This is a genomic window from Rhizobium sp. KDH_Rht_773_N, from assembly GCF_052946295.1.
The window spans coordinates 3,190,728-3,205,145 of the sequence record NZ_CM129525.1; the positions used below are offsets into that span (position 1 = coordinate 3,190,728).

The 14,418-nt window shown below is 62.0% G+C and carries 15 protein-coding genes; 7 read left to right on the forward strand and 8 right to left on the reverse strand.

The window, feature by feature from the left end:
* Positions 1 to 12 precede the first annotated feature (12 nt).
* Positions 13 to 1,023 (reverse strand): AAA family ATPase, encoded by a 1,011-nt coding sequence (locus tag ACU8HS_RS15735; RefSeq protein WP_112703944.1) that lies wholly within the window; start codon positions 1,021 to 1,023, stop codon positions 13 to 15.
* Positions 1,024 to 1,183: 160 nt separating this feature from the next.
* Here ACU8HS_RS15735 and ACU8HS_RS15740 point away from each other — a divergent pair, with 160 nt between their 5' ends.
* From ACU8HS_RS15740 to ACU8HS_RS15750, 3 genes are read left to right on the forward strand one after another with little or no spacing between them, the layout of a single operon-like run.
* Positions 1,184 to 1,807, forward strand: coding sequence for a DUF1285 domain-containing protein (locus tag ACU8HS_RS15740; protein WP_112563250.1), 624 nt, complete (start codon positions 1,184 to 1,186; stop codon positions 1,805 to 1,807).
* The gene (locus tag ACU8HS_RS15745) at positions 1,804 to 2,454 is read left to right on the forward strand and encodes a CoA pyrophosphatase (RefSeq protein ID WP_447014673.1); all 651 of its coding nucleotides are present in this window, start codon (positions 1,804 to 1,806) and stop codon (positions 2,452 to 2,454) included. Before ACU8HS_RS15740 ends, ACU8HS_RS15745 begins: the two co-directional genes overlap by 4 nt.
* Positions 2,451 to 3,707 carry a CCA tRNA nucleotidyltransferase gene (locus ACU8HS_RS15750; protein WP_112563246.1) on the forward strand — a complete coding sequence of 419 codons (1,257 nt, stop codon included), beginning with the start codon at positions 2,451 to 2,453 and terminating at the stop codon, positions 3,705 to 3,707. The genes ACU8HS_RS15745 and ACU8HS_RS15750 overlap by 4 nt, the downstream gene beginning before the upstream one ends.
* Before the next feature lie 2 nt (positions 3,708 to 3,709).
* Here ACU8HS_RS15750 and ACU8HS_RS15755 read toward each other — a convergent pair whose 3' ends face one another.
* The 3 genes from ACU8HS_RS15755 to hemF all read right to left on the reverse strand — a co-directional run bounded on the left by ACU8HS_RS15755 (position 3,710) and on the right by hemF (position 5,329).
* Positions 3,710 to 3,895, reverse strand: a complete 186-nt coding sequence (locus tag ACU8HS_RS15755; protein WP_112563244.1) for a DUF1059 domain-containing protein — start codon at positions 3,893 to 3,895, stop codon at positions 3,710 to 3,712.
* A gap of 124 nt (positions 3,896 to 4,019) precedes the next feature.
* Positions 4,020 to 4,295 carry a hypothetical protein gene (locus ACU8HS_RS15760; RefSeq protein WP_112563242.1) on the reverse strand — a complete coding sequence of 92 codons (276 nt, stop codon included), beginning with the start codon at positions 4,293 to 4,295 and terminating at the stop codon, positions 4,020 to 4,022.
* Between the two features lie 122 nt (positions 4,296 to 4,417).
* The gene (hemF, locus tag ACU8HS_RS15765) at positions 4,418 to 5,329 is read right to left on the reverse strand and encodes an oxygen-dependent coproporphyrinogen oxidase (RefSeq protein WP_447014674.1); all 912 of its coding nucleotides are present in this window, start codon (positions 5,327 to 5,329) and stop codon (positions 4,418 to 4,420) included.
* A 135-nt stretch (positions 5,330 to 5,464) separates the two neighbouring features.
* On the opposite strand from hemF, the gene ACU8HS_RS15770 reads away from it, so the two are divergent.
* Positions 5,465 to 5,725, forward strand: coding sequence for a hypothetical protein (locus ACU8HS_RS15770; protein WP_447014675.1), 261 nt, complete (start codon positions 5,465 to 5,467; stop codon positions 5,723 to 5,725).
* A 2-nt stretch (positions 5,726 to 5,727) separates the two neighbouring features.
* On the opposite strand, the gene ACU8HS_RS15775 is transcribed toward ACU8HS_RS15770, so the two are convergent.
* Positions 5,728 to 7,374: a Na/Pi cotransporter family protein gene (locus ACU8HS_RS15775; protein WP_447014676.1), complete on the reverse strand. Its 1,647-nt coding sequence runs from the start codon at positions 7,372 to 7,374 to the stop codon at positions 5,728 to 5,730.
* Between the two features lie 191 nt (positions 7,375 to 7,565).
* Entirely contained in the window at positions 7,566 to 8,027 is a 462-nt protein-coding gene (locus ACU8HS_RS15780; protein WP_377311536.1) for a tRNA (cytidine(34)-2'-O)-methyltransferase, read from the reverse strand.
* 385 nt (positions 8,028 to 8,412) lie between these two features.
* Here ACU8HS_RS15780 and ACU8HS_RS15785 point away from each other — a divergent pair, with 385 nt between their 5' ends.
* Positions 8,413 to 10,269: an ABC transporter ATP-binding protein gene (locus tag ACU8HS_RS15785; RefSeq protein ID WP_112563232.1), complete on the forward strand. Its 1,857-nt coding sequence runs from the start codon at positions 8,413 to 8,415 to the stop codon at positions 10,267 to 10,269.
* 67 nt (positions 10,270 to 10,336) lie between these two features.
* Here the strand turns inward: ACU8HS_RS15785 and ACU8HS_RS15790 are convergent, their stop codons facing one another.
* The gene (locus tag ACU8HS_RS15790) at positions 10,337 to 10,588 is read right to left on the reverse strand and encodes a CopG family ribbon-helix-helix protein (RefSeq protein WP_112563230.1); all 252 of its coding nucleotides are present in this window, start codon (positions 10,586 to 10,588) and stop codon (positions 10,337 to 10,339) included.
* 162 nt (positions 10,589 to 10,750) lie between these two features.
* Here ACU8HS_RS15790 and ACU8HS_RS15795 point away from each other — a divergent pair, with 162 nt between their 5' ends.
* Positions 10,751 to 12,649 carry an ABC transporter ATP-binding protein gene (locus ACU8HS_RS15795; RefSeq protein WP_447015912.1) on the forward strand — a complete coding sequence of 633 codons (1,899 nt, stop codon included), beginning with the start codon at positions 10,751 to 10,753 and terminating at the stop codon, positions 12,647 to 12,649.
* Here ACU8HS_RS15795 and ACU8HS_RS15800 read toward each other — a convergent pair.
* Complete coding sequence (locus ACU8HS_RS15800; protein ID WP_112572507.1) at positions 12,620 to 13,549, reverse strand: endonuclease/exonuclease/phosphatase family protein; 930 nt, start codon at positions 13,547 to 13,549, stop codon at positions 12,620 to 12,622. The genes ACU8HS_RS15795 and ACU8HS_RS15800 overlap by 30 nt on opposite strands.
* A gap of 287 nt (positions 13,550 to 13,836) precedes the next feature.
* Between ACU8HS_RS15800 and petA the strand changes: the two genes are divergently transcribed.
* Positions 13,837 to 14,412, forward strand: coding sequence for a ubiquinol-cytochrome c reductase iron-sulfur subunit (gene petA, locus ACU8HS_RS15805; RefSeq protein WP_112572509.1), 576 nt, complete (start codon positions 13,837 to 13,839; stop codon positions 14,410 to 14,412).
* Positions 14,413 to 14,418 lie beyond the last annotated feature (6 nt).

The following is a 14,418-nucleotide window of genomic DNA, read 5'->3' on the forward strand; positions in this document are numbered from 1 at the left end:
CGCTGCGCTTCCTTATCCCTTTGCCTGCCTGACCAGTCCGGCGATCACGTCGCGTACCGACATGCCCTCGGCGCGGGCGGCGAAGGTCAATGCCATGCGGTGCTCCAGAACCGGTTCGGCCAGCGCGTAGATATCGTCGAGCGAGGGCGCCAGACGGCCTTCGTAGAGGGCGCGGGCGCGGGCGCAGAGCATCATCGCCTGGCCGGCGCGCGGGCCGGGACCCCAGGCGACATGCTTGTCCGTGGAGGCGTTGCCCTGGCCGGGACGGGCGGAGCGCACCAGCGAAAGAATGGCATCGACGACAGTATCGCTGACCGGCATCTGGCGCACGAGCGTCTGGATTTCCGACAGGCGCGCGGCATCGATGACCGGCTGGGGCCTGGCTTCGGTCAGGCCCGTGGTTTCCAGCAGGATCTGGCGCTCGGCGGCAAGCTCGGGATAGTGGACGTCGACCTGCAGCAGGAAGCGGTCGAGCTGGGCTTCGGGAAGCGGATAGGTGCCTTCCTGCTCCAGCGGGTTCTGTGTCGCCAGAACGTGGAAGGGCGAGGGCAGGTCAAAATGCTGGCCGGCAATGGTGATATGATATTCCTGCATCGCCTGCAGAAGCGCCGACTGGGTGCGCGGGGAGGCGCGGTTGATTTCGTCGGCCATCAGAAGCTGGGCAAAGACCGGACCCTTGACGAAGCGGAAAGAGCGGCGGCCGCTTTCGTCCTGGTCCATGACTTCGGAGCCGAGAATATCCGATGGCATCAGGTCGGGGGTGAACTGGATGCGGTTGGCGGCAAGGCCGAGAACTTCGCCGAGCGTCGTCACCAGCCTTGTCTTGGCGAGGCCGGGAACACCGACGAGCAGGGCATGACCACCGGAGAGAACGGCGAGAAGCGTGTTTTCAACCACGCTTTCCTGACCGAAGATAACCTTGGAGACTTCCGCACGGATGGCGGCGATATCGGATAGCGCTCTTTCTGCGGCGGCGACAATCGCCTGTTCATCGAGGCTGGCTTCGGTCTTGATCATACCCATGGGCATCTCCAACGGCTGAAATCATTCGGCTGCGAATCGTCTGACTTTAATAGGCGTGCCTCATACCCGATACAGTTATGAAGATGTTGCGGGCTGACAAGTTTGTTTCAAATGACTATCTCGTGACTTGATTTTGTTAAGAGCAAACCGGGACGGAAGAATGGCAGCCGAGGAAATGAAGCAGATGGCGGATGCAGCGGGGCTTGCCGCGCTGATTTCGCGCGCTTCCGAGGCGAAATCCGGCAAAAAACGCGGATTGCCGCCTGTCGAAAAGTGGAATCCGCCCTTTTGCGGCGATATCGACATGGAAATCCGGGCGGACGGCACATGGTTCTACATGGGCACGCCGATCGGCCGGATGCCTTTGGTCCAGCTCTTTTCCACCGTTTTGCGCAGGGACGACGACGGCAGGACCTATCTCGTAACTCCTGTGGAAAAGGTCGGCATCCGGGTCGTCGACGCGCCCTTTGTGGCCGTCGAGATGAATGCCAGCACGCGGGACGGGCACCAGGTTCTGACCTTCCGCACCAATGTCGGCGATGTCATAGAGGCCGGCAGAGATCATCCGCTGCGCTTTCCCGATCACGGGAAGGACAGCGAACTGAAGCCCTACCTGCATGTGCGGGGCCGGCTTGAAGCCCTGGTGTCACGCGCCGTGATGTACGAACTGGTCGAACTCGGCGAGGTGGCCGCGATCGCCGGCCGCGACATGTTCGTCATCCGTTCGGGCGGCGAGACGTTTCCGATCATGCCGGCCGACGAATTGGAAGCAGCTTCCCGATGAGTGACGCGATCAGCACGTCCTATCCGCCGTTTTCGGCAGCCGAGTTCCGCCGCCGCGCGCTCCACCAGGTCGGTGCGCCCGTCGATCACGCCTGGCGCGACCATGGCGATCATGTGCTCAATCCCGATATCGTGGCTTTCGTCGAGACGCTGAAATTGCGGGACGCGGCGGTGCTGGTGCCGGTGGTCGACGACGGCGACGAGGCCAAGGTGATCTTCACCCAGCGGACATCGACGCTGCGCAAGCATTCCGGCCAGATCGCCTTTCCGGGCGGCTCGATCGATCCCGACGACCTGTCTGCGGAAATGGCGGCGATCCGCGAAACCGAAGAGGAAATCGGACTTGCCGGCCAGTTCGTGGAAACGGTCGGGCGGCTGCCGAATTACCTCTCGTCCACGGGCTTTCGCATTACGCCGGTTCTCGGTGTCGTGCGGCGCGGGTTTTCGCTGCAGCTCAATCCGGTCGAAGTGGACGACGTGTTCGAAGTGCCGCTTTCCTTCCTGATGAACCCCGCCAACCATACGCGCGACAAGCGCATGGTCGATGGCATCGACCGGCATTTCTACCGCATGCCCTATGAAACGCGGATGATCTGGGGCATCACCGCCGGCATCGTCCGCACGCTCTACGAAAGGCTCTATGCATGACCTCAGTCGCCGACCAGGCATGGTTTCAGGACCCGGCGCTCGGCCGGGTTTTTGCGCTGCTCAACGCCGATGGCGGGGAGGGGCGCGTGGTGGGCGGCGCCGTGCGCAACAGCCTGATGGGGCTTGCGGTCGCCGATATCGATATCGCCACGACGCTTCTGCCCGACGCGGTGACAGAACGGGCGGCGGCGGCCGGCATCAAGGCGGTCCCGACAGGCATCGACCATGGCACCGTGACCCTCGTCATCGACGGCAGGCCCTTCGAGGTGACGACGCTGCGCACCGACGTGGAGACGGACGGGCGCCGCGCCAAGGTTGCCTTCAGCACGGACTGGCAGACCGATGCGGAACGGCGCGATCTCACCATCAATGCGCTCTATGCCGATGCCAGCGGCGAGGTGATCGATCTGGTCGGCGGGCTTGGCGATATCGAGAAGCGCAACATCCGCTTTATCGGCGATGCGGCGACGCGGATCGCTGAAGATTATCTGCGCATCCTGCGCTTCTTCCGTTTCTTTGCCTGGTACGGTTCCGGCCGGCCCGATGCGGAAGGGCTGAAAGCGTCGTCGGCAGCAAGGTCGAAGCTGAAGACATTGTCGGCCGAACGGGTCTGGTCCGAACTGCGCAAGCTGCTTGCCGCCGATGATCCCGGCCGGGCGCTGCTATGGATGCGGCAAGTCGCGGTGCTCACGGAAATCCTGCCGGAAACGGAAAAATGGGGCATCGACGCAATTCCGGCGCTCGTCGCCACCGAGAAGGCGCTCGGCTGGGCGCCCGATCCCCTGCTGCGGCTCGCGGCCATCGTCCCGCCGGATGCGGCGCGGCTCGAGGCGCTTGCGGCGCGCCTGAAGCTTTCGAATGCGGAAGCGGCCTATTTCAAGGCCTGGGCCAAGGCAGCACCGGTCAATGACGAGATTTCGACGGCCGGGTTCGAGCGGCTGCTTTATCGAAACGGCACCGAGGGCATCGTCGTGCGGCTGAAGCTGGCGCTCGGTGTCGCGCGGGGCAAGGCAGAGGGCGGCAGCTTCGACGAGATGAGCCGTTCGGCGCGGCTTTCGAAGCTTCTGGACCATGCGCGCCTCTGGAAGAAGCCGCAGTTTCCGCTGAACGGCGCCGATGTGATGGCCGCAGGCATACCGGCCGGCCCGAAGGTCGGCGAAATCCTGTCGACCCTGGAAAACCAGTGGGTGGAAGAGAATTTCGTCTCCGACCGGGCGGCGTTGCTCGCCCGGCTTACGGAGATTGCAGGTTGAAATCAGGCCGCGTTCGCTTCGTCGCGGATGCGGGCCTTGATATTGTCCACCATGTTTTCGCGAATGATCGTTTCGCCGTGGGCAGTCCTCATATGTTCGACGGCGCGGCGAACGACTTCAGCGTCGTTGTCGGCTCTGGTGTGCCAATCGCATCCGGGAACGAGCGTACCGCATTCGAAAAGTCGCATGGTCTTCTCCTGTCTCTGAAATGCAAAACCATCGCGCTTTCGCGCGATTGAGGAATGTGCGGCAATGGAGAAGGTTCCGGGGAGAAAGCTTCGGCCGACCTGGATGTCGGCCGAAAGGCTCTGTTTACTGGTGGGGCATTGCCCAGGCCAGGTAAGTGTCCGAAAGCTGGGCAGGCCTGTTGCTGTTGGCAGCACCTGTTGCCTGCTCTTGAAGTTCTTCCGGAGTCTTGCCGCCCGCAAGCTGCAATTTAACCTGCTCGACAAAGCATGAGAGCGGCAGATCGGAGCCGCTTTTCGCTCTCAAGCCTTCGGCGATGCGCGTTAGAAACTCGGGCGCCTCGATCGCGCGGGACGTTTCCTGGATATCTGCAGAAGCAGGCGAGCCGCTTTGTACCGTCATGACAATCCTCCTCCGATTGTAACGCACAGGTTCTGATTTAGGACGCACTCAGTTCTGATGAAGGCCTTTCAACGCGATTTTACCGGAATAGTGTTTCAAATTTATCAGCAGGCTCTCGCGGCTCAGGGCCAGCGCACGACAGGCGGCAGGGAAGAGAGAATGGATTCGACATTGCCGCCGGTTTTCAGGCCGAAGATCGTCCCACGGTCATAGAGCAGATTAAACTCGACATAGCGGCCACGGCGAATCAATTGTTCGTCACGGTCTGCCTCGGTCCACTCCTTGTTGAAGTTCGAGCGGACGATCTTCGGATAGACCATGGAAAAGGCCCGGCCGACATCGCGCGTGAAGGCGAAATCGGCATTCCAGCCGCCGGCCTCCTCGCTGGAATGCAGCCAGTCGTAGAAGATGCCGCCGACGCCGCGCGCCTCGTTGCGATGCTTGAGGAAGAAATAGTCGTCGCACCATTTCTTGTAGGCATCGTAATCGGCGACCGCATGGTTGCGGCAGGTGATTTCCATGGCCTTGTGGAAGAGCTGCGTATCCTCGTCCTCCTGCGTGCGGCGGCGGTCGAGCACCGGGGTCAGGTCGGCGCCGCCGCCGAACCAGCGGCTGGTGGTGACGACCATGCGGGTGTTCATGTGAACGGCAGGCACGTTGGGATTGACGGGGTGGGCGATCAGCGAAATGCCTGACGCCCAGAAGCGCGGATCCTCGGCGGCGCCGGGGATCTGCCTGCGGAAATCCGGTGCGAATTCGCCGAAGACGGTGGAGGTGTGCACGCCGACTTTCTCGAAAACGCGGCCCTCCATCATCGACATGCGGCCACCGCCGCCGGCTCCGTTGTCCCGCGACCAGTCCTTGGCGACGAAACGGCCGGGCTCCTGATCGGAGAGGGGGCCTTCGAGTTCATCCTCCAGCGCCTCGAAGGACGCGCAGATCGTGTCGCGCAACCCTTCGAACCATGTTCGGGCGGCGGTCTTCTTGTCCTCGATGTCTTCGGGCAGGCCGATCGGCAGTTCCGGTCTTTCCATGCGATTCGCTCTTTCCTGATTGCGCTTCTGGTTTAGCAGGTGCAGCACTTGCCCGCCAGCAGAGGCAAGCACCTGCAAGATTCGACTCGCAAAGGGGGAATTTCGATACTACCTTTTCGTTCAGAGGTAGGTTTTATGGCAAAAATTCCGGGGCCTCCGCCCTTCGAAGGCTTGAAGCGCAGGATCGCAAGGCATCGGGCAGAAGCGTCCGCCCGGGAGAGGGATCATTTCGTCCGCGAAACGTACCGGATGGGACTTATCGAGGCCCGCGCCAAGGCGCGCGAATGGTTCGACGAATATCCGAACGCCGCCTATTGGACCGAGGTGGAAAGCTGGCGCCAGCTGGAAGGCGACCAGATCGAATTCACCATGCGCCGCCTGCCGTCCGCCGACTGAGCCTATTCCGCCGCCTTGCGCAGGCGGCTTTCGATCAGCAGGCCGCTTTCGTCCATGATCGGATGCGCGACCGAAACGATGTGCGCGTTGATGCGCTTCAGGTCGCGCAGCATGTCGAGATGGAGCGAACTCGTCTGCAGGCTGTCGGCGCGCCCGTCGCGCAGGCGCTCCAGATGCCGCTCGGCCGACTGCTTTTCCATGCGGCGCACTTCGACCTTCACTTCCATCATCTGTCTGGCGAGGTTGAAGTCGCGGGTGACGAAGATCGTCTGGGCCACGCGCAGGTTGTCGATCGTCAGGTCAAACAGCCGGCGCAATTCCCTGTAGCCGTCCTCGGAAAATTTCAGGCCGAGCGAGACCTTCTTGCCGACCTGTTCCAGCAGGCCCTTTTCGATGATGTCGCCGATATGCTCGAGATTGATGGCGTAGTCGATGATGACGATGGAACGGCGCGCGTTCTCGTCGCTGAGACCGCTGCGGCCGAGCTTGGAGAGATAGATCTTGACCTCCTGCTGCAGCAGATCGACCCGCTTTTCGAGCGCGGGGATTTCGGCGAGCTTGGACATGTCGTTGTGTTCGAAGGCGTCCGAGGCGCGCAGCAGCATGCGTTCGATCAGATCGCCGACGCCGAGCACCTCGCGCGTTGCGCTGGCAAGGGCCACGACAGGGGTCGACAGTTCGTGCATGTCGAGAAATTTGGGACTCTGGTCCGGCTGCGCGTCATCGGGCACGAGGCGGGCGGTCAGGGCGGCCAACATCCGCGAAAAGGGCCAGGCTACGGCAGCAAGAAGGAGGTTGAAGATCAGGTGCGCATCGACCGGCAGCTTGGCCGGGCCGAAGGGCAGCATTTCGAGCAGCGGCGCCGCATAGCCGGCGAGGGGCAGCGCGACCAGGCAGCCGGCGGCGCGGATGATGAGATTGCCGAGCGTCACCCGCTTTGCCGAAGCCGGACCGGAGAGCGTGGCCACGACCGGCGGGATCGCGCCGCCGAGATTGGCGCCGAGCACGAGAACGATGATCAGTTCCGGCGATACGATGCCGGTCGAGGCAAGCGACAGGATCAGGACGACGACGGCAAGGCTCGACGACGAAACGAAGGCGAGTGCCGCAGAGAAGGCCAGGGCGACGGGCCAGGCATCGCTGAGCAGGCCGATGAACGCAGCCAGCGCCGGCGACGTGCGCATGGGTTCCGTCGCGTTGCTGAGCAGATGCAGGGAGAGCAGCATCAGGCCGATGCCGATCAGGGCGGCGCCGCCGCCATGGCGCGTGGTCGATTTTCCGCGATAAAGCACGATGCCGCCGAGGATGAGCAGCGGCGACAGCCATTCGATGCCGGTCGCGACGATCCAGGCGGTGACGGCGGTTCCGACATTTGCGCCGAGCAGCACGATCTGCGCCATGCGCGGCTTGATGAGATCGCGCTCCACGAAAGAGGCTGTCATCAGGGCCGTCGCCGTCGAACTCTGCAGGGCGACGGTGGCGAGAAAACCCGACAGGATGGATCGAGGCCCGGTTGCCGTGCCTGTCGCAAGTCCGGTCCGCAGGCGCGCGCCGAAGGCGCGTGTGACGCCGTCCTTGACCTGGGCCAGGCCGAAGAGCAGAAGCGCAATCGCGCCGAAGAGATTGATCATGACGATCGTGGATTCCATGGCCCCGGTCTTGTTCTTCTTCTTGAGAAGGTCTTCTCGCCCCCCGCGTTTCCGCAGTCGAGCAAATCATTGGAATCTCGCTGCTTACGCAGGTTTATTGATTGCCTGGCTAATTAATATAGGCGCTTTTGCGTCGATTCAAAGCGCGGTTTGCGACATATGGGCCGCCAGGGATCGGCATCGGCGCCGGTTCACGACCAGGCGGTCTGGCGCATGGCTTCGCCCGTTATCATCGCGGCGGAGACGGCAAGGTTGATCGAGCGCTGGCCTTCCACCATGGGAATCAGGATGCGGCCGTCGGCGCGTTCATGCACGTGGTCGGGCGCGCCGGCGCTTTCGCGGCCGAAGAGCAGGATATCGTCGGGACGGAAGGCGAAATCCGTGTAGCGCTGCGCTGCTTTCGTGGTGGCGAGGACCAGGCGGCGGCCGGTCCCCGCGCGCCATTCCTCGAAACGGTCCCAATTGACGTGGCGGGTGAGGGCTGCTGCGGCCAGATAGTCCATGCCCGCGCGCTTCAGGTTCCGGTCGGAAATGTCGAAGCCGGCGGGCTCGATGATATCGACCGCAAAACCCAGGCAGGCGGCAAGCCGCAGGATCGTGCCGGTATTGCCCGGAATATCGGGCTGGTAGAGCGCCAGTCTGAGGTCTGCCATGGGAAGTTGTCCGTTGCCGTGATGGGAAAATGGCCTATCCGAACTGTGATTTTGAAGCAACAAGGCGCTTTTTGACCGTTCAAGCATCATTTTCCCGTAAGGCGGGGCTGGAAATTTAGGCATTTTCGCGTTATCGGTGCATGTCTTCAATCGCCAACAGGGAGCGCCGACATGGATACATTTGTGCTGATGCGCCTCCCGCCCGTGATGCCACGCTTGGCGACCTGGCGCGTATAAGGCGCTTTTCTTTTCCCCATTGCCCATTTGATTCATTGCGCGGCCGCCACGGCCTCGCCCCTTGAGCCTCCGGTTCCCATATGAGCTTGCATGCGCCCTTGCGGGTGCGAAGCCGGGGCCGGGATGCGGAAGTTCCGGAGCGATTTTCATGTTTGGCTGGTTCGAACAGCGACTTAACCCCTTTCCGAGCGCGGAGCCGGTTGCTCCCCCGAAGGGTCTTTTTGCCTTCTGCTGGCACTACACCAAGCCTGCCGCGGGATGGCTTGCGCTCATGGCCTTTCTGACGGCCCTGATCGCCGTCGGCGAAGTGGCGCTTTTTCAGTTTCTCGGCGATATCGTCGACTGGCTGACGAATGCCGACCGCGCGACCTTCCTGCAGAACGAGGGTCACAAGCTCATCTGGATGGGTGCCCTGGTGCTGATCGGCCTGCCGCTCGTCGCCGGTCTCGATTCGCTCATCATGCACCAGATGATGCTCGGCAATTATCCGATGATCGCGCGCTGGCAGATGCACCGCTTCCTGCTGCGCCACAGCATGTCCTTCTTCGCCAACGAGTTTGCCGGACGCGTTGCCACCAAGGTCATGCAGACATCGCTTGCGGTGCGCGAAACGGTCATGAAGATCCTCGACGTTTTCGTCTATGTCGTGACCTATTTCCTGTCGATGATCGTCATCATCGCGGCCGCCGACTGGCGGCTGATGCTGCCGATCCTCGCGTGGCTCGGCGTCTATATCGGCATCGTCGCCTATTTCGTGCCGCGGCTTCGCAAGATCGCGGCACAGCAGGCGGATGCGCGCTCGCTGATGACGGGCCGCGTGGTGGACAGTTACACGAACATTGCCACCGTGAAGCTGTTTTCCCATGCGGGGCGCGAAGAGATCTATGCCAAGGAGAGCATGGACGGCTTCCTGGATACGGTGCACCAGCAGATGCGCAAGGTGACGCTGTTCCATATGAGCGTCTACATGAACAATTGCGTCTCGCTGTTCATCATCTCCAGCCTGTCGATCTGGCTCTGGCTGAACGGCACGATCTCGGTCGGCGCGATTTCCATCGCCATCGGCCTTGCCATGCGCGTCAACGGCATGTCGCAGTGGATCATGTGGGAGGTCTCGGCCCTCTTCGAGAACATCGGCACCGTCTATGACGGCATGGAGATGATGTCGAAGCAGCACGATATCGTCGACAAGCCGGGTGCGCCGCAGCTCACAGCGAAGAAAGGTGCGATCCACTACGAACGCATCGGCTTCCACTACGGCAAGGGCAAGGGCGTCATCGACAACCTGTCGCTCGATATCAGGGCGGGCGAGAAGGTCGGCCTCGTCGGCCGCTCGGGTGCCGGCAAGACGACGCTGATGAACCTGCTTCTGCGTTTCTACGATCTGGAGGCGGGGCGCATCACCATCGACGGGCAGGATATTGCCGAAGTGTCGCAGGACAGCCTTCGTGCGCTGATCGGCGTTGTGACGCAGGATACGTCGCTCCTGCATCGCTCGATCCGCGACAATATCGCCTATGGGCGTCCGGAGGCGAGCGATGAGGACGTGATCGAGGCGGCAAGGCGGGCAAATGCCTGGGAGTTCATCGAAGGGCTTGTCGACATGCAGGGCCGCAAGGGGCTCGACGCACAGGTGGGCGAGCGCGGCGTGAAGCTTTCCGGCGGCCAGCGCCAGCGCATCGCCATCGCCCGCGTCTTCCTGAAGGACGCGCCGATCCTGGTCCTCGACGAGGCAACCTCGGCGCTCGATTCCGAAGTGGAGGCGGCGATCCAGGAAAACCTCTTCGCGCTGATGGAAGGCAAGACCGTCATCGCGATCGCCCACCGCCTGTCGACGCTGACGGAGATGGACCGGCTGATCGTGCTCGACAAGGGCCGCATCATCGAAAGCGGCACGCATGGCGAGCTGGTGAGCCACGGCGGCATCTATGCCGACCTGTGGAACCGCCAGTCCGGTGGCTTCCTCGCCGACCACGAGGAAGAGGCGGAAGTCGCAGCCGAGTAAGAAACAGCCCTTCCCGCATAAGTGGGAAGGGCCTGTCTTTCAGCCGGTTGAAAAGATGATCTGCCGTTCAGATCGTGCGCACCCGATCGGCGCAGAGGCTGTCGGCCCAGTCGATGACGCGATGATGCTCCACCACGATGATCGAATTCGACGCGAGCGATTGCAGCGTGAAGATGCGCTGGCGCTCTTCCCGTTCGATCCAGCTTGCGATTGCTTCCGTCACGATGCTGTCGCGCGGCACGTCCAGCGCGTCCGCCAGGGCATCGAGCTTTTCCGCAAGGGGAAGCGGAAGATGCGCATTGAGCGTTTTCGTTTCCATATCTGCGGTCTCCGGTAAGACGCGATCATGGCATGAGATTGTGGCCGCTTCCACCCGTATCAATGCAGATGACGCCGATATTACCGTTCATTACGAAAATATAAGGTTGCGGCTGGCCTATATTCTCTTTGCCGCAATTCTGAACGGGCCTATATCGCGGTGATGCTGCTCACTCCGATCCTTCGCCTGTTCGAAACCTGGATAGATCCTTTCCGCGCCCGCGACAATCTTCAGCCGCCGCGCAATACGTTCGGATTCATCTGGTTCTATATCGGCCAGGCCAGATGGCCGTTCCTCGCCATGCTGGTGCTCGGCGGCATGTCGGCGGCGATCGAGGCCGCGCTCTTCTGGTTCGTCGGGCGGCTCGTCGACATTCTCAGCACGATCAAGCCCGGCGCCGGCTGGAGCACGCTTCTGGCCGCCCACGGCGGCGAGCTTTTCGGCATGCTGGCGCTGATCGGCATCGTTCGTTTCGTCGTCGCCTTCCTGATCGCGCTGATCGACCAGCAGGTCATCACGCCGGGTTTCTACAACCTGGCGCGCTGGCAGTCCTATCTGCATGTGTCGCGCCAGTCGCTTGCCTTCTTCCAGAGCGATTTTTCCGGCCGCATCGTCACCAAGGTCTGGTCGGCGGGGCAGGCGACGGGCGATCTTGTCACGTCGCTGATGGAAAGCGTGTGGTTCGTCGGCATCTATGCCGTCACGACGCTGGTTCTGGTCGGGCAGCTCGATTTCTCGCTGGCGGCGGTGGTTCTGTTCTGGCTGGCGGCTTTCAGCGTGCTTGCCCGCTATTTCGTGCCGCGCATTCGCTTCCATTCGCGCGAGACCGCGGAAGCCGCCTCGCTGCTCAACGGCCGTATCGTCGATGCCTACAGCAATATCCAGACGCTGAAGCTCTTCGCGCGCGACGAGGAGAGCGACCGCTACATGCTCGACGGCTTCAACGCCTATCAGGACACGGTGCTGCAGTTTACCCGCTTCATCACCGGGGTGCGCGCGTCCATGGCGCTGCTGTCGGGCCTGATGATCGTCACCATGGCCGGCATCAGCGTCGATCTGTGGCTGCGCGGGCTGATCAGTTCGGGCGGGGTTGCCTTTTCGCTGACGCTGGTTCTGAGGCTGAACTTCCTGCTCGGCCGACTGATGACGCAGTTCAACGGCATCATGCGCAATCTCGGCACCATCCAGAATGCGGCCGAGCTGATTTCCCAGCCGCTGCATCTCGTCAACCGTCCCGATGCCGGGGAACTCGTCATCAAGCAGCCGGGGATCCGCTTCGAGAACGTTTCCTTCCACTACGGCAAGGAGAATGCGGTCATCGACAATTTCTCGCTGACGATCCGCCCCGGCGAAAAGGTCGGCATCATCGGCCGCTCGGGTGCGGGCAAGTCGACGCTCGTGAATATTCTTCTGCGTCTCTACGATCTCGAAGGCGGGCGCATCCTCATCGACGGGCAGGATATTGCCGGTGTGACGCAGGAATCGCTGCGCATGCAGATCGGCATGGTCAGCCAGGATACCTCGCTGCTGCACCGGTCCGTGCGCGACAATATTCTGTTCGGCCGGCCCGATGCCGGCGAGGAGCGTCTTTTCGAAGCCGCCAGACGCGCCGAGGCGCTCGACTTCATCGAGCGGCTGCGGGACCAGCAGGGGCGGACGGGTTTCGACGCGCATGTCGGCGAACGCGGCGTCAAGCTTTCAGGCGGGCAGCGCCAGCGCATCGCCATTGCGCGCGTCATGCTCAAGGACGCGCCGATCCTCGTTCTCGACGAGGCGACGTCGGCGCTCGATTCGGAAGTGGAAGAGGCGATCCAGTCGAACCTCAACCGCGTGATGGAAGGCAAGACGGTGCTGGCAATCGCCCACCGGCTTTCGACGATCGCCGCACTCGACAGGCTTGTCGTGGTCGATCGCGGCAGGATTATCGAGGAAGGCACGCATGATGCGCTTCTGAGGCAGGGCGGGCTCTATGCCGAACTCTGGGCACGCCAGTCCGGCGGCTTCCTGGCATCCGGGGACGAGCAAACGCGCTCAGTATTCGCGAACGAAATCGCTGATTAGGCCGTAGTGGTTCGAGCCGAAACTGTCCTCCAGCCGGCTCGTGGAGCGGATGAGCAGCGGCGGCCTTGCAAAAATGTGGTCGATGCTAATGCCGAACGGCCCGGCGACGACCGGCCAGGTCGTCGGTTCGGGAAAGGCCGTGGTGAGCCCGGTGCCGCGCAACAGTTCCTGGATCGTCGGCGCCAGGATCGAGGAATTGAAATCCCCGGCAACGACCAGCGCGCCCGTATGGCTCTGCATGGCGGTTTTCAGATCGACCAGCTCTTCGTTCTGAAAATCGTCGAAATAGGGCTTGGTGAGGTGCGTGAACAAGAAATCGACCGGCGTTCCGTCGAAATCGATCGATGCCGACACGAGCCGCCGCTTCCAGAGATTGCCGAGATCCTGAATTTCATAGTGAGCGAACGGACGTTTCGACAGGATCAGCGTATCGCAGACCTCGATCGTGTCGCAGCCGATGCGATAGGGATAGATCTGCTGCAGCCGCGGCAGCTGCGGGAAGATCGGCACGGCCTCCATGAGATCGACGACGTCGGCACCCGATGCCAGCACGGCATCGGCGATCTTTTCGTTGTTGATCCAGTTGTCGATCTCGACGTTGAAGGACATGAGGCGGAAAAGCCGGGGGGCATCCTGCTGCGGCGTCCTGCCGACGAATTCGCGCAGCATGATGACGCCGTGGATATTCAGGAAGGTCGCCACGGCCAGCATCAGGAAGCCATACCAGTGCCGCTTGAAAAACAGGGCGACGACCGCACCGGCGGCGCAGATGAGGCTCAGATGGATCTGGAAGCTGTAGACGAAGGACAGCAGCCAGAAACCGGTGACGTAACGGAGCGAAACGAGGGCCAGGACGATGGTGATGAGGACGCTCAATACGCAGAAAACGGTATGCCTCATCGGCGCAAATCCAGATTCGTATGGCAAACTCAGCAGCGCCTAACACGACCCCTTCTTTGTTGCAACGCAACCAACTTGCAAGTCAGTGATTGCCTTAAAAAATTCACTGAAATTTCCCGCGACATTGTGCCCCCATCCCCTTGTCAAGGCTGGACATAATTTGCGATCAAGCATAGAACGCGCCGGATTGGTGGGGAATCTATGGCCGAAATATGTTCTGATAGATTCGCCGCCTCTGGAGGGGCAGGGCGGAATTCCGCGACAATTGCGCAGAGGATGGTTAAGCCGTGAGCGAACACGTAACGACAAGCGAGGCCTCAGAGCCCACTCGCCGTGATTTTCTTTATCTCACCACCGGCATGGCTGGTGCGGTCGGGGCCGTTGCGGTTGCCTGGCCGTTCATCGATCAGATGCGTCCGGACGCGTCGACGCTGGCGCTGGCTTCCATCGAGGTCGATGTGGCGAGCCTCGAGCCCGGCATGTCGCTGACCGTCAAGTGGCGCGGCAAGCCGATCTTCATCCGCAACCGCACGCCCGAAGAAGTGCAGGCCGCAGCCGACGTTCAGCTGTCGGAACTCAAGGATCCGATCGCGCGCAACGCAAACCTTCCTGCCGACGCCCCGGCAACGGGCGCCGACCGTTCGGGCGGTCAGGGCAAGGAAAACTGGATCGTCATGATCGGTACCTGCACCCATCTCGGCTGCGTCCCGCTCGGTCAGGCAGGCGAGTACAATGGTTGGTTCTGTCCCTGCCATGGCTCGGTCTACGACACGGCCGGCCGCATCCGCAAAGGTCCGGCGCCGCAGAACCTGGCGATCCCGACCTTTTCATTCGTGTCCGACACCAAGATCAAGATCGGTTGAGGGGAG

Bases quoted from the DNA above. Each gene is read 5' to 3' on its own strand.
- ACU8HS_RS15790 (WP_112563230.1), bottom strand. From the start codon at position 10,588: ATGGAAACGAAAACGCTCAATGCGCATCTTCCGCTTCCCCTTGCGGAA.
- ACU8HS_RS15735 (WP_112703944.1), bottom strand. From the start codon at position 1,023: ATGGGTATGATCAAGACCGAAGCCAGCCTCGATGAACAGGCGATTGTC.
- ACU8HS_RS15770 (WP_447014675.1), top strand. From the start codon at position 5,465: ATGGCAAAAATTCCGGGGCCTCCGCCCTTCGAAGGCTTGAAGCGCAGG.
- ACU8HS_RS15780 (WP_377311536.1), bottom strand. From the start codon at position 8,027: ATGGCAGACCTCAGACTGGCGCTCTACCAGCCCGATATTCCGGGCAAT.
- ACU8HS_RS15800 (WP_112572507.1), bottom strand. From the start codon at position 13,549: ATGAGGCATACCGTTTTCTGCGTATTGAGCGTCCTCATCACCATCGTC.
- hemF (WP_447014674.1), bottom strand. From the start codon at position 5,329: ATGGAAAGACCGGAACTGCCGATCGGCCTGCCCGAAGACATCGAGGAC.
- ACU8HS_RS15775 (WP_447014676.1), bottom strand. From the start codon at position 7,374: ATGGAATCCACGATCGTCATGATCAATCTCTTCGGCGCGATTGCGCTT.
- ACU8HS_RS15745 (WP_447014673.1), top strand. From the start codon at position 1,804: ATGAGTGACGCGATCAGCACGTCCTATCCGCCGTTTTCGGCAGCCGAG.
- ACU8HS_RS15755 (WP_112563244.1), bottom strand. From the start codon at position 3,895: ATGCGACTTTTCGAATGCGGTACGCTCGTTCCCGGATGCGATTGGCAC.
- ACU8HS_RS15785 (WP_112563232.1), top strand. From the start codon at position 8,413: ATGTTTGGCTGGTTCGAACAGCGACTTAACCCCTTTCCGAGCGCGGAG.
- ACU8HS_RS15740 (WP_112563250.1), top strand. From the start codon at position 1,184: ATGGCAGCCGAGGAAATGAAGCAGATGGCGGATGCAGCGGGGCTTGCC.
- ACU8HS_RS15750 (WP_112563246.1), top strand. From the start codon at position 2,451: ATGACCTCAGTCGCCGACCAGGCATGGTTTCAGGACCCGGCGCTCGGC.
- ACU8HS_RS15760 (WP_112563242.1), bottom strand. From the start codon at position 4,295: ATGACGGTACAAAGCGGCTCGCCTGCTTCTGCAGATATCCAGGAAACG.
- ACU8HS_RS15795 (WP_447015912.1), top strand. From the start codon at position 10,751: ATGCTGCTCACTCCGATCCTTCGCCTGTTCGAAACCTGGATAGATCCT.